The 17856-nt window shown below is 62.3% G+C and carries 15 protein-coding genes, 3 tRNA genes and 2 pseudogenes; 9 read left to right on the forward strand and 11 right to left on the reverse strand.

The genetic code is table 11. The annotated features are described in order from the left end of the window. Positions 1 to 83: 83 nt before the first annotated feature. The 10 genes and pseudogenes from DIE17_RS03530 to DIE17_RS03575 all read right to left on the reverse strand — a co-directional run bounded on the left by DIE17_RS03530 (position 84) and on the right by DIE17_RS03575 (position 8082). Entirely contained in the window at positions 84 to 1331 is a 1248-nt protein-coding gene (locus DIE17_RS03530) for an ROK family transcriptional regulator (RefSeq protein ID WP_124522267.1), read from the reverse strand. 558 nt (positions 1332 to 1889) lie between these two features. Next, a tRNA-Leu gene (locus DIE17_RS03535) sits at positions 1890 to 1976 on the reverse strand. Positions 1977 to 2383: 407 nt separating this feature from the next. Then, positions 2384 to 2470, reverse strand: a tRNA-Leu gene (locus DIE17_RS03540). A gap of 110 nt (positions 2471 to 2580) precedes the next feature. Beyond that, a pseudogene (locus DIE17_RS03545) lies at positions 2581 to 3288 on the reverse strand (ABC transporter substrate-binding protein); the annotation flags it as partial. A 153-nt stretch (positions 3289 to 3441) separates the two neighbouring features. Next, on the reverse strand, positions 3442 to 3891 hold the full coding sequence (locus DIE17_RS03550; RefSeq protein WP_124572954.1) for a hypothetical protein: 450 nt from the start codon (positions 3889 to 3891) through the stop codon (positions 3442 to 3444). Between the two features lie 163 nt (positions 3892 to 4054). Beyond that, the gene (locus DIE17_RS37710) at positions 4055 to 4204 is read right to left on the reverse strand and encodes a PAAR domain-containing protein (RefSeq protein WP_260426219.1); all 150 of its coding nucleotides are present in this window, start codon (positions 4202 to 4204) and stop codon (positions 4055 to 4057) included. A 202-nt stretch (positions 4205 to 4406) separates the two neighbouring features. Next, positions 4407 to 4643, reverse strand: coding sequence for a hypothetical protein (locus tag DIE17_RS03560; protein ID WP_124646022.1), 237 nt, complete (start codon positions 4641 to 4643; stop codon positions 4407 to 4409). A 53-nt stretch (positions 4644 to 4696) separates the two neighbouring features. Continuing rightward, a complete protein-coding gene (locus DIE17_RS03565) occupies positions 4697 to 4888 on the reverse strand; it encodes a hypothetical protein (RefSeq protein ID WP_124572958.1) in 192 nt (63 codons plus the stop codon). 26 nt (positions 4889 to 4914) lie between these two features. Continuing rightward, on the reverse strand, positions 4915 to 5568 hold the full coding sequence (locus DIE17_RS03570) for a hypothetical protein (RefSeq protein WP_124572959.1): 654 nt from the start codon (positions 5566 to 5568) through the stop codon (positions 4915 to 4917). Positions 5569 to 5577: 9 nt separating this feature from the next. Then, on the reverse strand, positions 5578 to 8082 hold the full coding sequence (locus DIE17_RS03575) for an RHS repeat-associated core domain-containing protein (protein ID WP_124572961.1): 2505 nt from the start codon (positions 8080 to 8082) through the stop codon (positions 5578 to 5580). A 117-nt stretch (positions 8083 to 8199) separates the two neighbouring features. Here DIE17_RS03575 and DIE17_RS03580 point away from each other — a divergent pair, with 117 nt between their 5' ends. The 4 genes and pseudogenes from DIE17_RS03580 to qatA all read left to right on the forward strand — a co-directional run. Continuing rightward, entirely contained in the window at positions 8200 to 8505 is a 306-nt protein-coding gene (locus tag DIE17_RS03580) for a hypothetical protein (protein ID WP_124572963.1), read from the forward strand. Between the two features lie 159 nt (positions 8506 to 8664). Then, the gene (locus DIE17_RS03585; protein WP_124572965.1) at positions 8665 to 9240 is read left to right on the forward strand and encodes a hypothetical protein; all 576 of its coding nucleotides are present in this window, start codon (positions 8665 to 8667) and stop codon (positions 9238 to 9240) included. A 79-nt stretch (positions 9241 to 9319) separates the two neighbouring features. Further along, complete coding sequence (locus DIE17_RS03590) at positions 9320 to 9580, forward strand: PAAR domain-containing protein (protein WP_124572967.1); 261 nt, start codon at positions 9320 to 9322, stop codon at positions 9578 to 9580. Between the two features lie 219 nt (positions 9581 to 9799). Beyond that, positions 9800 to 11221, forward strand: a pseudogene (qatA, locus tag DIE17_RS38380) (Qat anti-phage system ATPase QatA); the annotation flags it as partial. A 143-nt stretch (positions 11222 to 11364) separates the two neighbouring features. Here qatA and DIE17_RS03600 read toward each other — a convergent pair. After that, a tRNA-Leu gene (locus DIE17_RS03600) sits at positions 11365 to 11451 on the reverse strand. Between the two features lie 249 nt (positions 11452 to 11700). Between DIE17_RS03600 and rnr the strand changes: the two genes are divergently transcribed. The 5 genes from rnr (at position 11701) to DIE17_RS03625 (ending at position 17856) form a co-directional block, all read left to right on the forward strand. Continuing rightward, complete coding sequence (gene rnr, locus DIE17_RS03605; RefSeq protein WP_124522243.1) at positions 11701 to 14175, forward strand: ribonuclease R; 2475 nt, start codon at positions 11701 to 11703, stop codon at positions 14173 to 14175. A 151-nt stretch (positions 14176 to 14326) separates the two neighbouring features. After that, entirely contained in the window at positions 14327 to 15070 is a 744-nt protein-coding gene (gene rlmB / locus DIE17_RS03610; protein ID WP_044845081.1) for a 23S rRNA (guanosine(2251)-2'-O)-methyltransferase RlmB, read from the forward strand. Positions 15071 to 15174: 104 nt separating this feature from the next. Next, positions 15175 to 16047: an N-acetylmuramoyl-L-alanine amidase gene (locus tag DIE17_RS03615; protein WP_124485695.1), complete on the forward strand. Its 873-nt coding sequence runs from the start codon at positions 15175 to 15177 to the stop codon at positions 16045 to 16047. A 115-nt stretch (positions 16048 to 16162) separates the two neighbouring features. Then, positions 16163 to 16855, forward strand: coding sequence for a ribose-5-phosphate isomerase RpiA (rpiA, locus tag DIE17_RS03620; RefSeq protein ID WP_044845079.1), 693 nt, complete (start codon positions 16163 to 16165; stop codon positions 16853 to 16855). Between the two features lie 284 nt (positions 16856 to 17139). After that, the gene (locus DIE17_RS03625) at positions 17140 to 17856 is read left to right on the forward strand and encodes a FadR/GntR family transcriptional regulator (protein WP_044845078.1); all 717 of its coding nucleotides are present in this window, start codon (positions 17140 to 17142) and stop codon (positions 17854 to 17856) included.

A 17856-nucleotide genomic window follows, 5' to 3' on the forward strand; every position in this document is an offset into this window, starting at 1 on the left:
CGGTCAGGCTGACGTTGTCGAGCGCGCGCACGGCCGGGAAGGTCTTGCTGATGCCGCGCATCTCGAGCAGCGGCCGGGGGGACTCAGAACGCGACATGGTTGACCTCCTGCGATTCGGTGCGGGCGCCCTTGAGGATGCCGGCCCGTGGAGAGAAGTTGAAGAACATCGGCAGCGTCGCGGCACCGATCGCACCGGCGTCGGCGCCGAACGAGCCGCGCACGAGCGTCGGCGTGCCGCGCGCTTCCGGCGCGGTGGCGACGAGCGCCGCGCGCAGGCGGGTCGTCACCGCATCGAGCAGGCCGGCGTCGGTATCGGCGTCGAGTACGACCACCGGCGCATCGACGACGCACAGCACCGCACGCAATGCCGGCGCGAGCGCGTCGACACAGTCGTCGATCCATTCGTCGACCGCCGGCAGGCCACGCGCGATGCAGGCCTCGAGATCGGCGCGGTTCTCGACCGTCTCGCCGCAATGGCGCAGATGACGCACGAGCGCGTGCAGCGATGCGCGGGCGAGCAGGATGTCCCACGGGCCGCGGGGCGGCGGCGCGGACGCCAGCCGGCTCGGCGGAACCGGAATCACGGCGATGTCGCCGGCATTGCCGGTCACGCCGCGCAGGCAGTCGCCGTCGATCGCGATGCCGCCGCCGATCGCGGGACCGATGAACAGGTACACGAAATCGTCGCACTGCCGGCCGTACCCGTAGAACAGTTCGGCGATCGCGGCCGCGTTGCCGTCGTTTTCGCCGAACACGGGCAGCGACAGCGTGCGCCCGAGGTCGCTCGCGAAGTCGACGTCTTCCCACGCGCGGAACGTGTCGGGTGCGAGGCCGAGTTCGCGCATCCACGCGCCGAGGTTGTACGGCTGGGCGACGCCGACGCCCGTCAGGCGCGCGCGCTCATGCGTGGGGAGCAGGTCCTGCATCGCATCGATGTCGCGCCGCACGATGTCGAGCACGTCGGCGGGCGGGGGGAGCAGGCAGTCGTGGGAGCGGCGGCCGAGCACGTCGCCCGCGAAATTGACGAGCGCCGTCTCGATGCGCATCCGGTCGAGGTGGACGCCGATGCCGAACGCGCCGCGCGGATCGAGGCGGATCAGCGACGCCGGCTGGCCGCGCTGGCCCTCGGTGCGGCCGGCGGATTCGATCAGCTTCGCGTCGGCGAGCGACGCGATGATGCCGCCGACAGCCGCGCTCGTCATGTTCGCGAGACGCGCGAGGTCGGCCTTCGACGCGCTGCCCACGCGGCGCAGCGTCTTCAGCAGCAGGCGCTCGTTGTAACGGCGCACGTTGGCCGAATTGCTGCCCTGGCCGAAGTGCGGGCTTCGCATGGCGTCTCCTTCCATGTTGCGTCGAACGTCGACGCATTAAATAAATCATGTTGATTTATTTAACCGCGTGAGCGGTAGCATGTCAGCCTAGGGAAATCCCGGTTTTGTTCCGGGATGAAGGCGGGGCCCGGGTTGCCGGGGCGGGCGGCCGCCGCGTCGTGCAGCGGGGCCGGCGATGTCGAATTCGCGCGATGGATCGCGGCCGGCGCGCACGCTCGACGGACCGCCGGCCGGACTGACTCGCCGCGCAGGCCGGGGCGATTTGTCCTGATGCGCAGGTGGCGAAGGAAAGATGGCGCGTCATGCGCGTCACCGGGACGGTATGGGGCGCGGCGTGAACCTGGTATCGATTCGGCGCCGGAAATAAAAAAAGGCCGGCTGAAAGCCGACCTTTTTAGAAAACAGATGGTGCCCAGGAGAGGACTCGGTCACACGAGCGCGACCCCGGCTGCGCTTGCAAGCGCAGCCTTTCGAGTCCTCGCGCAAAGCGCGCAGGCGCTTTGCTTCCTGGGCCTGAAAAAGAAAAAGGCCGGCAGAAGCCGACCTTTTTTAAATAAGTGGTGCCCAGGAGAGGACTCGAACCTCCACGATGTTGCCACCGCTAGGACCTGAACCTAGTGCGTCTACCAATTCCGCCACCTGGGCACGTTTCGCTTGCTGCGATGCGAAGACCGCTATTCTAGCGCGTCTGAAGGATCTGTCAACAGAATTTGAGGTTACGAACGAAAATAATTTGCCGGCCTGCTTGCGATGCGAGAGGGGAGCGTGCGCGGAAACGATCGGAGTGTTCGTCGATGCGTCGTGATGGTCAGGTGCGACCATCGTGCCACGGCGAGCGTATCGATTCGGCGCCGGAAATAAAAAAAGGCCGGCTGAAAGCCGACCTTTTTAGAAAACAGATGGTGCCCAGGAGAGGACTCGGTCACACGAGCGCGACCCCGGCTGCGCTTGCAAGCGCAGCCTTTCGAGTCCTCGCGCAAAGCGCGCAGGCGCTTTGCTTCCTGGGCCTGAAAAAGAAAAAGGCCGGCAGAAGCCGACCTTTTTTAAATAAGTGGTGCCCAGGAGAGGACTCGAACCTCCACGATGTTGCCACCGCTAGGACCTGAACCTAGTGCGTCTACCAATTCCGCCACCTGGGCACGTTTCGCTTGCTGCGATGCGAAGACCGCTATTCTAGCGTGTCTGGAGCATCTGTCAACACAATTTTTCGATGGCGATCAAAATTATCGCGCGTTGCAGGTTCCGGGCATCAGGCGCCGATCGGCTCAGCACGCTTTGCCGCGAAATTCCAGCGCAGCGCTTCACCCGTGTCGACGCGGGCGGGCAGCAAACCGGCCGCGAGGAACGTATCGGCGATCTTCTGCTGCTCACCGAAGTTCTGCGTGGCCACGGTGCGCACGAGATAGCTGCGTCGTGCGTTCGCGCGCTCGATCGTCTTCGCGTCGAGTCCCCAGATCGGGGCGAGGGTATTGGCGGCCTCCTGCTGATGTTCGCGCAGCCAGGTGCCGGCTTGCGACAACTGGTCGAACACGATCTGGATGACGTCGGGGCGCGCGGCGGCAAAGCTGCTCGACGCCAGGTAATAGCGTTGGTACGACGCAAGCCCGTCGCCGTCGGCCAGAATCCGCACGTCGGGACTCGCGTCGACCGATGCGACATACGGATCCCACGTGATCCATGCATCGACGCTGCCGCGCTCGAACGCCGCGCGGCCGTCGGCCGGCGTCAGGTAGTGGATTGCGGCGTCGGCGGGGGTGAGCTTTGCGCGTGCGAGTGCGGCAAGCAGCAGGTAGTGGCTGCCGGCTGCTTTCGTGACGGCGATGCGCTTGCCCTTGAGATCGGCGAGCGTGCGCAGCGCGCTGTCGCGCTTGACGATGATGGCCTGCGCTTTCGGTGACGGCGCTTCCTGCGCGACGTATACGAAGCGCGCATGCGCGGCCTGTGCGAAGACGGGAAGCCGTGCATGACCGCGCCGCTGTGGTCAGTCATATCGCCTTCGTAGACGATGTCTTGCATATCCACTCCTACGTGATTTGGCCACTCTTCGCCAACACAGCACCGACTCACCGCTCTCCCTGCGGGCATCAATCCGACCTCATTCTCGTTCGATTCATTCCCGTAGTTCCGCTTCGAAAAACACTCTGAATCTCTGACAAAGTGTTGGCTCAATGTCTAAGAGCACCGAGAAAAACAACTCCAGCATGTCAGGCACTTCATACTCATCTCCCTCTTCAGGCTTTTCTTCATACAGGCAGCAAACAACCGCCCGCAGAAAGCTCTTCTTCTGACCCGCCACCTCAGCGTCGTGCAACTGCCAAGTCTCAACTCTCTTCCGAAGAAGCTCCGCACTAGAACACTTCTTGGCTTGAAAACGCAAAGGAAACTCAAGCGTCTCATTCGCCCATTTCAAGAAGTCGCCATCAAATACCTTTCTCTCATGGAGCTCACTCGCAACATTTTGGAGAAACCTAGAAAAATAATCGACAGACTTTCCAAACGAGACATCATCTAGATCCACCTGATCTTCAAGCAAGTCCAACTGAATCGCATCTTCTCTCATTTTTTGTGCTTTATCCCTAACGTATCAAGTACAGGGGCGCATGACGAGCATGCGGGCTTATATTCACCGGTCGGACCGAAAACAGCTGACTCAGCCCCCGAGGTTACCTTTTTAAGCGCATCAACACTTAACTCCAGTTTGATCAGGAATACGAAATACAAAATCAACCCACACTGCCCTGCGAGCCACTGGCGATCAGGCTGGCGCCGCAGGCGGTCTTCATGTTGTGCAGCGCCACCGGCACGCCGCCAATGTCGTAGTTGGGGCTGCCCTCGGCGATGGGGAAAACGCCCCTGCACTTCGGGCAGCTCACCAGGGCCCCAGGCCGGCGATCTTCCGGCCGTTGAGGTCGGTGTCGGTAAAGCCCTGCATGACCATGCCGCCGTGATAGGTCATGTCGCCTTCGCGAACGATGTCTTGCATATCCACTCCCACTTGATTTGGCCGTGCTGAGCCAATCAGCACGGCATCGGCTTACCGCTCTCCATGCGGAAGTGAACCCGACTCCGTTCTTGTCAAGGAATGGGATGATTTGAGAAAACTACCACTTCACCATCGGGATAGCTTCCTTCCCAACCACACGGAATACCACCATCAAGGTAAATCCGTTCAATCTGCCTCCACAACGGATGAACCTCTCCGTAGGCGTAGCAGTGAAGTAATCTTGAAACATCACCCTCCATATTATTAATCAATGGAGATTCATTTACTCCAGAGTAATTTTTCCCATGCCTTTGATCGAGCACCTCCATAATTTTATTTTCGATGCTGCGCGGCATATCTGGCCAAGCAGGAGTAATAGACTCTAAAATTGCCTGCCAATCCGGAAATTTATCTCCAGAATCAGCAGTAGAGTACTCGACCGCCGCAAAGCATCAAAAATAACTTTTTTACCAGTAGCGACACCTTTTTTATATGGCCCATCAAAGAAAATTGGCCTCTTCACATAATCAAGGATCGGCTTCGCATCTTTCTCGACGCCATTCCATGCCTTCATAACCAACTCCCTCTAACGCGTCATCGCTACCTGTTCTTTTCCCACATCACGCTCGGGCCTGATGTGATTTTATTTAATTCTCCAGCATCATCATAGTGAAACTCCCAACGAGCTTCAGAACCAGTCCGATTCGAAGCCCCACGTGCAGCTACTGGGCGATCAGACAAATATTCGTAGAGAAACGCAAAGCACGCGCCTCCCTCTCCAACGCCCATGTACAGCTTAGAATCTTTTCCTAAATTGATAAATCGACGCATACCGATCACTCTGGAACTGCGCCTTTCCAGCCGGTGCATGCTCTTGCACGAAATGCTCAGAATGGTGACTCCCCCTTCCTCGGTCATATTAAAGAAATCAGCGTCGAGCGCTTGAATGCTTGGCTCACCAGGCATTACAGTAACCAAGTGCTGCCCCCCCAGAAAGCCGGCGCAATATTTACCTAGCCATCGAGCTTCATCGACGTCTTTGTATTTCCTCTTAACAAGCTTTGGAGAAGGAAACCCTCCTCGCTCAGCTTCGTAAGGGGCAGGCGAGAAATAGTCACCGGTCGAAAATCTCCATTCATCAATGGTGGAGGCCACCCTCAAATACTCGTCATACCAATCCAGTTTTGGCTGCCCCTCAAATTCACAATGAAGAGCTCCAAGCTGATTTTTAATTAATGACTCTTGCAAAAGCATCTCTTTATCCTAATCACAACAGCAATCAAACGTCGCCTTCCAAGATCCTGACTCTAGGCGTCGACCTAAATCCTTCAGTGCGTTCTCTACGTTTCCTCCACGCTTTTCAACGCCTTTAAGCACTTGATAAATCAGTTTATCGTTAAGTGCACTGTGAACATGTCGACCAGCATGATAGTTGCCATTGCTTGCAGCGCCTGCCCGTCCGGGGTGGCCTGGTGCTGCCACTTGAGTGTTACTCGCCCCCCATAAAACTGCCCCGTTTGAAGCGGAGTCAATACCGATGTCACTGCGTTCAAGAATCTCACGAGATTTCTGAACATGGCTGTTGGGCATTCCTTTCCGACAGTTTTCCTGAACAATGTGGTGCGGAGTCTGGCCAGGGAGCACAGGTCGACCAGCGCGCTCAAGATTCGTCTTGAGCTTCGCAGCAGTCAATCCCAACGGGTCTAGATACTCATTCGGATTCGGACCAAACTCGTAAACGTTAATCCCACCCGCATACCCAATCGGATCCCTGCCAACAAACCGCCCCACCTCCGGATCGTAGTACCGATACCGGTTGTAGTGCAGCCCGGTTTCGTGGTCATGGTACTGTCCCTGAAAGCGGATGGGGTTGGCGACGGATGCCTTGCCCGATGCCTTGCGGATCGCCTCCTGCGCGACACCCCAGGCACGATACTCGGCAGCCCACGCAATCTCGCTGTGCTCGTCCGTCAACTCCTGCGGCGTGCCCAGGTGGTCGCACTGGTACCAGGCCAGGCTGTCGATGGCCGGCGCTGGCGGTGGCGGTAGCCACAGCGGGTCTTCATCCTGCCGGTAGTAATCGCCGTACTCCGGCTGGTCGAGCAGTTCGATAGCATCCTGCCGCACCGCCTGCGCCACCGGCACGAAACTGCCCGGCTCGTACACATAGTGCGTGGTGCGCGCGCCGAAGCCATCCTCGTCGGCGATATTGCTCTCCCACGCCAGCGTGTCGCCGTCCCACCCGTACAGCGTGAAGCCGCATTGCAGCTCGCGGTTGCGCTTGACGCGCTTGACGCGCTCGGCGCGGTTCCAGTGCGGGCCGGCTTCCCTTCGCTCCTCGTAGTGGGCCTTGCTGTGTTTCGTCAGGCGCCGGCCGAGGGCGTCGTAGCTGTAGTCGGCCTGCAGGCGCTCGTCTTCGTAGTGCGTGATGCGCTGGCCATCGACGGCGCGCGCCAGCTTGCCGGTGGTTTCCTCGTACACGTAGCGGGTAGTCGCGCCGTCAAAGCCAGTTTCCGCTAGCAGGCGGCCCATCGGATCGTAGTGGAACTCCGCGTCGCGGCCGTTCTCGTTGCGCAGCGCGGTGAGCTGGCCGAGCTTGTCCCACTGGTAGCGCAGGCGCTGGCCGGCCGCGTCCACCCGGCTGGCGAGCAGCCCGGCCTCGGTATAGTCCCATTCGGTGCGCCGGCCCAGCGCGTCGACGTGGGCCAGCAGGCGCCCTTCGGCGTCGCGCTCGAAGTGCTCTTCGCTGTTGTCCGGGTGGCGGATGGCGGCAAGCTGGCCGGCCTCGTAACGATAGCGCGTGACCTGTCCCGCCGCGTCGGTGAACTGCACGAGCTGGCCGCGCTCGTCGTAGGCCCAGGCACTGGCCTTGGCGGAACAATCCACGTAGCGCGTGAGCTGGCCGTTGGCGTTGTACTCGAGCTGCTTGGTCTTGCCGCTGGCATCGGTGATGCCGATGGGCAAGCCCATCGGGTTGTAGGCGTATTCGGTCTTGTTGCCCAGCGGGTCGATGGCCTCAATCAGCCGGCCGCGCGTGTCGTAGTCGCGCAGCCAGAGACCGCGCTCGGCGTCGCTGATCTTGATGAGCTGGTCTTTCGTGTCCCACGCGTAGTGCACCACCGTGCCATCGGCGCGGATGTGCTCCAGCAGGTTGCCGTTCTCGTCGTAGGCGTAGCGGTCGTCGCTGCCATCGGTGTGGATGTGGTGCACCACGTTCTTGGCGGCGTCGCGGAACAGCCATTCCTGCCGTTGGTCGGGGTGGATGACGCGGTAGGTGTAGCCGAGGCTGTCGTAGTAGTGCCAGGTCTCCTGGCCATGCGCATCGGTGACGTAAGTGAGGCGGATGTTCTCGTCCCACTCCAGGCGCACCTCGAAGCTGCCGTCGTCGGCCCACTCGTGCACGGCGCGCGCATCGGGGCCTTCGCCCTGCCACTCGAGATTCATGCCGCGGCCGGTGCGGTCGGTGTAGCGGGTGATCAGGTGGTGCTGGTAGGCGTAGGTCCAGACGGCGGCGTTCTCGTCCTGGGCCAGCGTGAGGTCGCCCGCCTCGTCGTAGCGGTACAGGCTCAGCCGGCGCTCGGGGGCATCCTCGCCCAGCAGCCACAGGCCGGTGATGCGGCCGGCCTCGTCCACCTGGGTACCCAGATGGGTGTGCGGCTGGCCCGGGTCGTCCTGGTAGGTGACGAGATGGGAGAGCACCACGCGCTCGCCCACGCGGTGGTCGTAGCCCAGCAGCAGGCCCGCGCCGCCGCGCAGTTCGACCTGCACGAGCAGGAAGCGATCGCCGTGGCGCTGGTAGGTTTTCCCAACCAGATCTCAACGGCCGAATCACCAAGAACGGGGCCAAACCTGCTCCCGTTCTTGGAGACCTGACAGAAGAACGCCATGGAGTTTTTGAAATCACTCGTCGCCAATCTCGTGTTTGTCGCGTTGGCCTTTCTGTTCCTTCGATGGCTCTACGGAAGGATACGCGACCACTTTACTGAGGACAGACGGGTCGCCGAACGCACCTTGACGCTGGCGCAGTACCTGCACAAGTACCCGAAGTGCAGGACACCGCGCGGCATTCAATGCACCGTCTGCCGGTCGATGAGCATCAGGAACTGGGGCCTCAAGGGAAGTGATGATCCGCGTCGCATCTTCATCTGCAACCACTGCAACACGAGGCTTTACCGTACCGATAATTGGTGAAAGAGGAGGGTGGTGCGGGCGTCAACGTACTCACTCACGATTCAAGAATAGATGCCCCACGAATGGGGCAGGCATTACTCCCGACGTGGGCGACGGTGGGCGGGGCGAATGCCGGCGAACCGTTTGCGTTGCATCGGGGCAGTGCCACGGGGGAAACCAGTGCGTACAAGAATTTTCTACCGCCTGCTTACGGCGGGGTTTGCGGCCGCAGTGTCGGTCGCTTCGGCCGGGGCGGGCCTATGGGCGGCTTGGGCAACCCACCAGAGCTATACCAGCAACAAGTTGCTGTATCGCCCGTATGCGATCACGACGCAATACTTCGACGACACGAGCCGGAAGTACGGCATTTACTTGTCGAACGCGGGGCTCGGCCCGGCGATCATCAAGAGCATGACGGTCACGGTGGGCGGCAGGAGATACACCGGCCTGGGCCCCAGCATTTGGCCGCAGTTCCGTGCTGATCTGGGGCTGAGCGCAACGGGATGCTTCAGGACGGGGTGGCCTGTTCAAGACAGCGTCGTGAAGGCGGGTGAGGAGATACCTCTTTTCACGGTGTCGGGGCTGGCAAATCTGGCGTGCCAGGCACAGATGATGAAACTGCTCGCCGACAACAGCATCGTTATCGAGATCGAGTATGCGTCGCTGTACGGCGACAAATTCTCGGCCTCGGGAGATATGCGCCTGAACGACGATACGGCGCGTCAATTGGCCGAGCAGTTCAAGCATTACCAGTGAGGCGCTGGGCATTTTGGTTTCCAGTGTCGCGGGTCCATGCCGTGCCGCCTTGGCACGGCCAAATCAAATGGGAGTTGCTATGCAAGACATCGTTCGCGAAGGCGACACGACAGACCACGGCGGCATGGTCATGCAGGGCTTTGACAATACCGATCTCAACGGCCGGAAGATTGCCGGCCTGGGGCACCCGGTGAGCTGCCCGAAGTGCAAGGGCGTTTTCCCCATCGCCGAGGGCAGCTCCAACTACGACATTGGCGGCGTGCCGGTGGCGCTGCACAACATGAAGACTGCCTGCGGCGCCAGCCTGATCGCCAGTGGCTCGCAGGGCAGCGTGGGGTGAGACGTATTTTGTTATTCGGTCTCGCTTTGTCCAGAACGGGATCAAGAAAACCTCGATGCGATGATCGATGAGATGCGGGGCAGCAGAAATAAGTGCAGGAATTGATCCCGCCCATTCTTATAGCAATCGGGTGGATGGCTTTGCCGGGCGTCGTTGTTGAGTCAGATATTCGACTGGCGAAGAATGGTAGCAGTGCATGCCGGCTTAGGAGGGAACCGCATGTTTTTGAATGATCAAGAAACGGCGACCGATCTGCTGTATTACGAAGCGATCGCCAAGACGGTTGTAAAGTTAATCGGGAGAACCTCGAAAGCGCCGATCACCATCGCGGTGCATGGAGATTGGGGGGCTGGAAAATCCAGTGTGCTGAAGATGTTGGAGGCCTCGTTCAAGGACGACCAACGCACGTTGTGCCTCTGGTTTAATGGCTGGACTTTCGAAGGATTCGAAGACGCCAAGACGGTCGTTATAGAGACGATCGTTGACGAGTTGCGCCGAGCAAGACCCACGAGTACGAAGGTAGCCGATGCGGCGAAGAAGGTTCTCAAGCGCGTTGACTGGCTCAAGCTTGCCCGAAAAACCGGCGGATTCGCTCTGACGGCTTTTACAGGGATCCCCACGCTGGATCAACTCAAGGGGGTCTATGACTTGGCTGCTGGCTTCCTGAGCAAGCCGCAGGAGCATGTTTCTTCCGAGGATATCAAGAGCTTCGCGAAAGGAGCGGGTGATTTTCTCAAGGATGCGGAGTCTGTCTCGGACCACCTGCCCGAACATATTCACGCATTCCGCAACGAGTTCAAGGAATTGCTCGATGCCGCCGACATCGACAAGCTGGTGGTCATTGTGGACGATCTTGACCGCTGCCTGCCGAAGACGGCGATAGCCACGTTGGAAGCCATCCGGCTGTTCCTCTTCGTCGAGCGGACAGCGTTCGTCGTCGGCGCAGACGAGATGATGATCGAGTACGCGGTGCGCGAGCACTTCCCCGATCTACCTCAAAGCGTGGGGCCGGTAACCTACGCCCGCAACTATCTGGAGAAGCTGATCCAGGTTCCGTTTCGCATTCCCGCGCTGGGTGTAGCCGAAACGCGCGTGTACGTGACGTTGCTACTGGCCGAGAATGCACTGGGAGCGGAGAGCGAGCCCTTCCAGGCGTTGTTGAAGGCGGCTCGCGAGGATATGCGGCGGCCGTGGAAGAGCCGTGGTCTGGATAGGAAGACGGTCGAGGATGCCATGCAGGGCTCGGTACCGCCTGAAGTTGACCAGGCGTTGGTGATCAGTGCGCATGTGACCAAGATCCTCAGCGAGGGTACGCGTGGCAATCCGCGGCAGATCAAGCGCTTTCTGAACTCCCTGATGCTCCGTCATGCCATCGCCGACGAGCGAGGGTTTGGCAGCGAGATTCAGCGGCCGATCTTGGCGAAGATCATGCTCGCCGAGCGCTTCTATCCCGACTTCTACGAGCAGATCGCTCGTCTGACTGCCGCGCATCCAGATGGAAAGCCCGAGGCACTTGTCCAATTCGAGGCGCGAGTGCGCGCGGCGGCAGAGGCGGAGAAAGCGGATAGCGATGAGGACTCTCGGCTTGGCCGCCTAGGATCTGTAGGGCTGTCAGTGCCATCTGAGTACATCTCCTTACATCGAACTTTCAATGTACTCAAAAATGTACTCGTTTGCAGGTGGCTTAGGGTGGAACTCAAAAGACGTCAGAAGACAAAAAAGCCCGCAGTGGCGGGCTTTTCCGAGGATCAGAAGACTTTGTTGGAAGTCTCTGGAAGTGTAAGTGGTGCCCAGGAGAGGACTCGAACCTCCACGATGTTGCCACCGCTAGGACCTGAACCTAGTGCGTCTACCAATTCCGCCACCTGGGCACGTTTTGCAGTAGCTGCTTGCTGCAAAGAAGCGAAATTATAGCGCCCCAATTAATCGTGTCAACACTTTTTTGCGATGCACCGCAAACCGGTCGCCGCGGCGCCTGCACGCGGCATTCGCGTCATTTGGCGACACAGGCGGGTGATAGAATGATCCGCCGCCGTCACTATAGAACTGTCTGACGGACACTTCTATGTTGATGCCGTGCACCATCAGTCAACGCAACGAGAACAATCATCGACAAACCCTTGAGCAAATATCCGTACCCCATTCCGAGCCGTGAAGAAATTCTCGGCGTGCTGCGTACGAGCGACGCGCCGCTGGCAGCCAACGACATCGCCGAAGCGCTGTCGATCAAGCGTCAGGAGCGCGAGGGGTTCTTCCGGCGTGTCGCCGCGATGGAACGCGACGGCCAGATCCGCCTCGACAAGCGCGGCCACTACCAGCTCACCCATCCGTCGAACTTCGTTGCCGGCCGCGTGCAGGGCCATCGCGACGGCTACGGGTTCGTGATCCGCGACGACGGCCAGGACGACCTGTTCCTGCCGAACGGCGAAATGCAGAAGGTCATGCACAACGACCGCGTGCTCGCGCGGATCGTCGGCTACGATCGCCGCGGCCGGCCGGAAGGGCACGTCGTCGAAGTCACCGAGCGCGCGAACAAGCGCGTGATCGGCCGCCTGCTCAACGAGAACGGCGCGCTGATCGTCGCCCCCGAAGACAAGCGCATCGGCCACGACATCCTGATCACGCAGAACGTGAAGAAGGCGAAGGTCGGGCAGGTCGTCGTCGTCGAACTGACCGACTTCCCGAGCCGTCATTCGCAACCGCTCGGCCGCGTCGTCGAAGTGCTCGGCGACATCGACGATCCGGGCATGGAAATCGAGATCGCCGTTCGCAAGTACGGCGTGCCGCACGAATTCAGCCAGCCGGCGCTCGACGAAGCCGCCGCGCTGCCGGACAAGGTCCGGCCGACCGACCTGCGCTTCCGCGTCGACCTGCGCGACGTGCCGCTCGTGACGATCGACGGCGAGGATGCCCGTGACTTCGACGATGCCGTCTACTGCGAGCCGACCAAGGTCGGCCGCGGCGACGGCTTCCGCCTGATCGTCGCGATCGCCGACGTGTCGCACTACGTGCAGCCGGGCAGCGGGCTCGATGCCGACGCGCTCGAGCGCAGTACGTCGGTCTACTTCCCGCGCCGCGTGATCCCGATGCTGCCGGAGAAGCTGTCGAACGGCCTCTGTTCGCTGAACCCGCAGGTCGATCGCTGCGTGCTCGCATGCGACATGGTGATTACCGCGCGCGGCGAGATCAAGGCGTACCAGTTCTATCCGGCCGTGATCCATTCGGCCGCGCGCCTCACGTACACCGAAGTCGCGGCCGTGCTGTCGAACACGAAGGGGCCGGAGGCCGCGCGCCGCGCGGACCTGCTGCCGCACCTGCAGGATCTGTACGGCGTCTACAAGGCGCTGTTCGCCGCACGCCAGAAGCGCGGCGCGATCGACTTCGACACGACCGAGACCTACATCGTCTGCAACTCGCAAGGCAAGATCGAGCAGATCGTCCCGCGTCAGCGCAACGATGCGCACAAGCTGATCGAGGAATGCATGCTGGCCGCGAACGTGTGCGCGGCCGATTTCCTGAAGCGCCACAAGCACCCGGGCCTGTACCGCGTGCACGCGGGGCCGACGCCGGAGAAGCTCGAGAACCTGCGCGCGTTCCTGCGCGGCATGGGCCTCTCGCTCGGCGGCGGCGACAAGCCGCATGCGAGCGACTACGCGGCGCTGATGGCGCAGATCCGCGACCGGCCCGACGCGCAGATGCTGCAGCCGATGCTGCTGCGCTCGATGCAGCAGGCCGTCTACAGCCCGGACAACATCGGTCACTTCGGTCTCGCATACGAGGCGTACGCGCACTTCACGAGCCCGATCCGCCGCTATCCCGACCTGCTCACGCACCGCGCGATCTACGCGATCCTGTCCGGCAAGAAGTACGTGCCGAAGGCGCCGGACGGCTTCGAGCTGAACACCGCGCTGTCGCCGCGCGCCCGCGCGATGCAGCAGGCCGACGACGAAGCACGCGGCCGTTCGCGCTCGAACACGGCGATCTGGGAAGAACTCGGCCTGCACTGCTCGGCGAACGAGCGCCGTGCCGACGAAGCGTCGCGCGACGTCGAGGCCTGGCTCAAGTGCTACTTCATGCGCGACAAGCTCGGCGAGGAGTACGGCGGGATGGTGAACGGCGTCACGTCGTTCGGCATCTTCGTGCAGCTCGATACGCTGTTCATCGAGGGGCTCGTGCACGTCACGGAACTCGGCTCGGACTACTTCCAGTACGACGAGATCAAGAACGAGCTGCGCGGCGAGCGCACGGGCATCCGTTATCGCCTGTCGGATCGCGTACGCGTGCAGGTGAGCCGCGTCGATCTCGACGCGCGCAAGATCGACTTCCGCCTCGTGCGCGACACGCCGGTGAAGGCGCCGCGTCCGGCACCGGCGCCGGCTGTCGCCGGCAACGGTAACGGTAACGGTAACGATCGCGGCGGCCCGCGCGTGCGCGCGTTGCCGCCGGTGGAGGACGCCGCGCCGCGCCGCAAGAAGGCGGCCAGCGCGCCGACCGTCGCGGTGAAGGAGGCGCGCGCCGCGCGTGCCGCGAAGAAGAAGGGCGGCGCGGCGGCGAAGACGGCCGCGAAGAAGGTGCACGCCCGCAAGAAGTATTGAGCGTTCGGGGCGGCGCACGCGCACGCCCTTGCAGTATCGAGAGACGCCGCGCTTGACCGGTCACCGGCCGGCAACGCGGCGCTTTCCTTTTCCATGGATCGCGGCTGCGCACGTCGCGCGGCCGCACGTTTGATCGAAGGTTGTTCCAGTCATGTCTCGTCTGAAGGTTCTTTACGGTTTTCATGCGGTGACCGCACGTTTGCGGCACGATGCGTCGACGGTTGCGGAGGTGCTGTACGACCAGACGCGCCGCGACCGCCGCATGCAGGACTTCCTGCACGCCGCGAAGGAAGCGGGCGTGCGGCTGATTGCGGCCGATGAAACCCGCCTGTGGGGCCTCGCGCATACCGAGCGCCACCAGGGCGTCGTGGCGCGCGTCGAGGATGTTCCGCTCGCACAGAACCTGTCCGAGCTGCTCGACGGCATCCAGGGCCCGGCGCTGCTGCTGGTACTCGACGGCGTCACCGATCCGCACAACCTCGGCGCATGCCTGCGTGTCGCCGATTCGGCCGGCGCGCATGCGGTGATCGCGCCGCGCGACCGCGCGGTCGGCCTGAACGCGACCGCGGCGAAGGTCGCGAGTGGCGCGGCCGACACGGTGCCGTACATCACGGTCACGAACCTCGCCCGCGCGCTGCGCGAGCTGAAGGACGCGGGCGTGTGGGTCATCGGTACGTCGGACGAGGCGTCGGGCACGCTGTACGACACGAAGCTCGACGGTCCCGTCGCCATCGTGATGGGTGCGGAAGGCGAAGGCATGCGCCGGCTCACGCGCGACACCTGCGACGAAGTGATGAGCATCCCGATGGCCGGCAGCGTGGAAAGCCTGAACGTGTCGGTCGCGAGCGGCGTGTGCCTGTATGAAGCGGTGCGGCAGCGGCGCGTGAAGGGCTGATACACGGGCTGACGCGCGCGGTCTCGCGCGCTGCGCGGGCCGTCACGACCCGCACGACGCGTGCCGCGACTGCGCGCGGCACGCGCCTCCCGGAACTCGCGAACATGACCCTGTTTCGCCTCGGCGCATCGTGCGCCATCCTCGGCCTGCTGGCCGCCTGCACGTCGCCGTCACTGGTCGGGCGCGGCACTTACTACGCCGACACGAGCTTGCACGCACGCGGCGCCGATTCGCGGATCCGCTTTCTCGTGATGCATTACACCGAAAGCGACGAAGCGAAATCGCTGCGCACGCTGACGGGCGATTCGGTCAGCGCGCACTACGTGGTGCCGCCGCAACCGCGCATCGAACGCAGGATGCCGGTGGTCTACCAGCTCGTGCCCGAATCGGAACGCGCATGGCAGGCGGGCATCAGCGAATGGCAGGGCACGACCGAGCTCAACGCAGCGTCGATCGGCATCGAGAACGTGAATCGCGGCCCGCTCGATCCGCAAAACCGCACGTGGCAGCCGTATCCGCCCGAACAGGTCGATGCGCTGATCCGTCTGTCGAAAGATGTCGTCGCGCGCTACCGGATTCCGCCGACGCGCGTGGTCGGGCACAGCGACATCGCGCCGCAACGCAAGATCGATCCGGGGCCGCTGTTCCCGTGGCATGCGCTCGCGCAAGCCGGTGTCGGCGCGTGGCCGGACGATGCGACCGTGGCCGCCCGGCTCGGCGGCCGCGATCCGCACGCGCTCGTCGACGTGCGCGAACTGCAGCTGAAGCTCGCGCGCTACGGCTACGACGTGCCGGCCGACGGCGTGCTCGACACCCGCACGCGACGCGTATTCGCGGCGTTCCAGATGCATTTCCGGCCGGTCGACTATGCGGGCAATCCGGACGCCGAAACCGATGCGATCGCACAGGCGCTGCTCGACAAGTATTTCTCCGCCACGCCGCCGGCGGGCGACGCATCCGCCACCGGCGCGCCGTGATCGCCGGCGTGCCCGGCGCTGATCGCAGCGCCGGCACCCCACCGAAAATGCCCGGGTCGTCTCCCGAGTCCGGTAAACTGGCGGTTTTCCGCAATCCCGCTGTATTCCCACCCCCATGACTCAAGACGAACTCAAACGCCTGGTCGGCCAGGCGGCCGCCGATTATGTGATCCAGAACGTGCCGGAAGGCGCCGTGATCGGCGTCGGCACCGGCTCGACCGCCAACTGCTTCATCGACGCGCTCGCGGCCGTCAAGTCGCGCTATCGCGGCGCCGTGTCGAGCTCCATCGCGACCACCGAACGCCTGAAATCGCACGGCATCAAGGTGTTCGACCTGAACGAGGTCGAATCGCTGCAGGTGTACGTCGACGGTGCCGACGAGATCGACGCAAGCGGTGCAATGATCAAGGGCGGCGGTGGCGCATTGACGCGCGAAAAGATCGTCGCGTCGGTGGCCGATACCTTCGTCTGCATCGCGGACGGCAGCAAGCGCGTGCCGGTGCTCGGCGCATTTCCGCTGCCGATCGAGGTCGTGCCGATGGCACGCACGGCGATCGGCCGGCGCGTGACCGCGCTGGGCGGCGTGCCGGTGCTGCGCGTGACGAAGGACGGCGCGCCGTACATCACCGACAACGGCAACGAGATCATCGACGTCAAGGGGCTGCAAATCACCGATCCGCGCGGTTTCGAGGCGCAGGTCAACGCATGGCCGGGCGTCGTGACGGTCGGCCTGTTCGCCGCGCGCGGCGCGAATCTGTGCCTGCTCGGCACGGCAAACGGCGTTGAAACGATCGTTTATCCCGATTAATCGAAACTGAATGAGAAGCAGTCCGTAATGGCATCCGGATGCCGTAATGGATTGCATGTTCAAAGTTCGTGGAAAGCCCGGCCCGGCAAGCGCAGCGCGCTTTCCGGGCTTTTTTTGAAGCCTTATAAATCAACCGCATCAAAAAGAGGGATAACCCTGTCAGGTGTTTACCAGATAGCGAAATATCCCCGAACTCATCAACTTATAGATCATAAGAACAGTCGTAACCAGGGCCGGCGGAACTGCGGAGCAGGTGTTCGCAAATCGACGCACGGGGAGGTGTCATGGAGCAGGGCAAAGACCGGTCACTGGTCGCCAAAGTGATGGATGGGCTTGTCGCAGGTATCGTCGAGGACAAGTACGGCGGCATTCTGCCGCCGCAGGATGTGCTGTCGAAAGAGTTCGACGTGAGTCGCACGGTGATGCGCGAAGCATTGTCGATGTTGCTCGCGCGCGACATGCTCGACGTGCGTCCGAAAGTCGGTACGCGCGTTCGGCCGATGCGCGACTGGCGCATGATCGATGAAGACGTGGTGAGCTGGCGGTTTCGTGCGAAGCCGGATCCGCAGTTCATGCGCGACGTCATCGAATTCCGGATGCTGATCGAACCGCGCGCGACCGCACAGGCGGCGGTCCGTGCGACGGCGGCCGACATCGCGGGCATCCGCGAGGCGTTCGAAGCGTTCAAGGTGTTGCAACCGGGCGACCCCGGTTATGACACGGCGGACGAGCTGCTGCACACGCGAATCGTCCAGGCGAGCGGCAACCAGTTTTTCCAGCAGATGGCGGCGATCGTGCGCGGCGCTGTGCGGCTCGTGAATCCGCGCGTCGCGCAGAAGGACGGTGCGCACGACATCGCGGTGAAGGCGCATGCGCGCGTCGTCGATGCGATCGAACGCCGCGATCCGCGCGAAGCCGAGGCGGCGTCGCTTGCCCTGATCGATTTCAGCGCCGACGAGATCTCGCGCGATTTCTCCGTCGACGTGCCCGTGCGCGCCTGA

The organism is Burkholderia sp. Bp9099 (assembly GCF_003857805.1).
Lineage (GTDB): Bacteria > Pseudomonadota > Gammaproteobacteria > Burkholderiales > Burkholderiaceae > Burkholderia.

What these genes read in the sequence shown, in the direction of transcription:
- DIE17_RS03530 (WP_124522267.1), bottom strand. Translation starts at nt 1,331, where the DNA reads ATGCGAAGCCCGCACTTCGGCCAGGGCAGCAATTCGGCCAACGTGCGC.
- DIE17_RS03550 (WP_124572954.1), bottom strand. Translation starts at nt 3,891, where the DNA reads ATGAGAGAAGATGCGATTCAGTTGGACTTGCTTGAAGATCAGGTGGAT.
- DIE17_RS03560 (WP_124646022.1), bottom strand. Translation starts at nt 4,643, where the DNA reads ATGGAGGTGCTCGATCAAAGGCATGGGAAAAATTACTCTGGAGTAAAT.
- DIE17_RS03565 (WP_124572958.1), bottom strand. Translation starts at nt 4,888, where the DNA reads ATGAAGGCATGGAATGGCGTCGAGAAAGATGCGAAGCCGATCCTTGAT.
- DIE17_RS03570 (WP_124572959.1), bottom strand. Translation starts at nt 5,568, where the DNA reads ATGCTTTTGCAAGAGTCATTAATTAAAAATCAGCTTGGAGCTCTTCAT.
- DIE17_RS03580 (WP_124572963.1), top strand. Translation starts at nt 8,200, where the DNA reads ATGGAGTTTTTGAAATCACTCGTCGCCAATCTCGTGTTTGTCGCGTTG.
- DIE17_RS03590 (WP_124572967.1), top strand. Translation starts at nt 9,320, where the DNA reads ATGCAAGACATCGTTCGCGAAGGCGACACGACAGACCACGGCGGCATG.
- rlmB (WP_044845081.1), top strand. Translation starts at nt 14,327, where the DNA reads ATGTCTCGTCTGAAGGTTCTTTACGGTTTTCATGCGGTGACCGCACGT.
- DIE17_RS03615 (WP_124485695.1), top strand. Translation starts at nt 15,175, where the DNA reads ATGACCCTGTTTCGCCTCGGCGCATCGTGCGCCATCCTCGGCCTGCTG.
- rpiA (WP_044845079.1), top strand. Translation starts at nt 16,163, where the DNA reads ATGACTCAAGACGAACTCAAACGCCTGGTCGGCCAGGCGGCCGCCGAT.
- DIE17_RS03625 (WP_044845078.1), top strand. Translation starts at nt 17,140, where the DNA reads ATGGAGCAGGGCAAAGACCGGTCACTGGTCGCCAAAGTGATGGATGGG.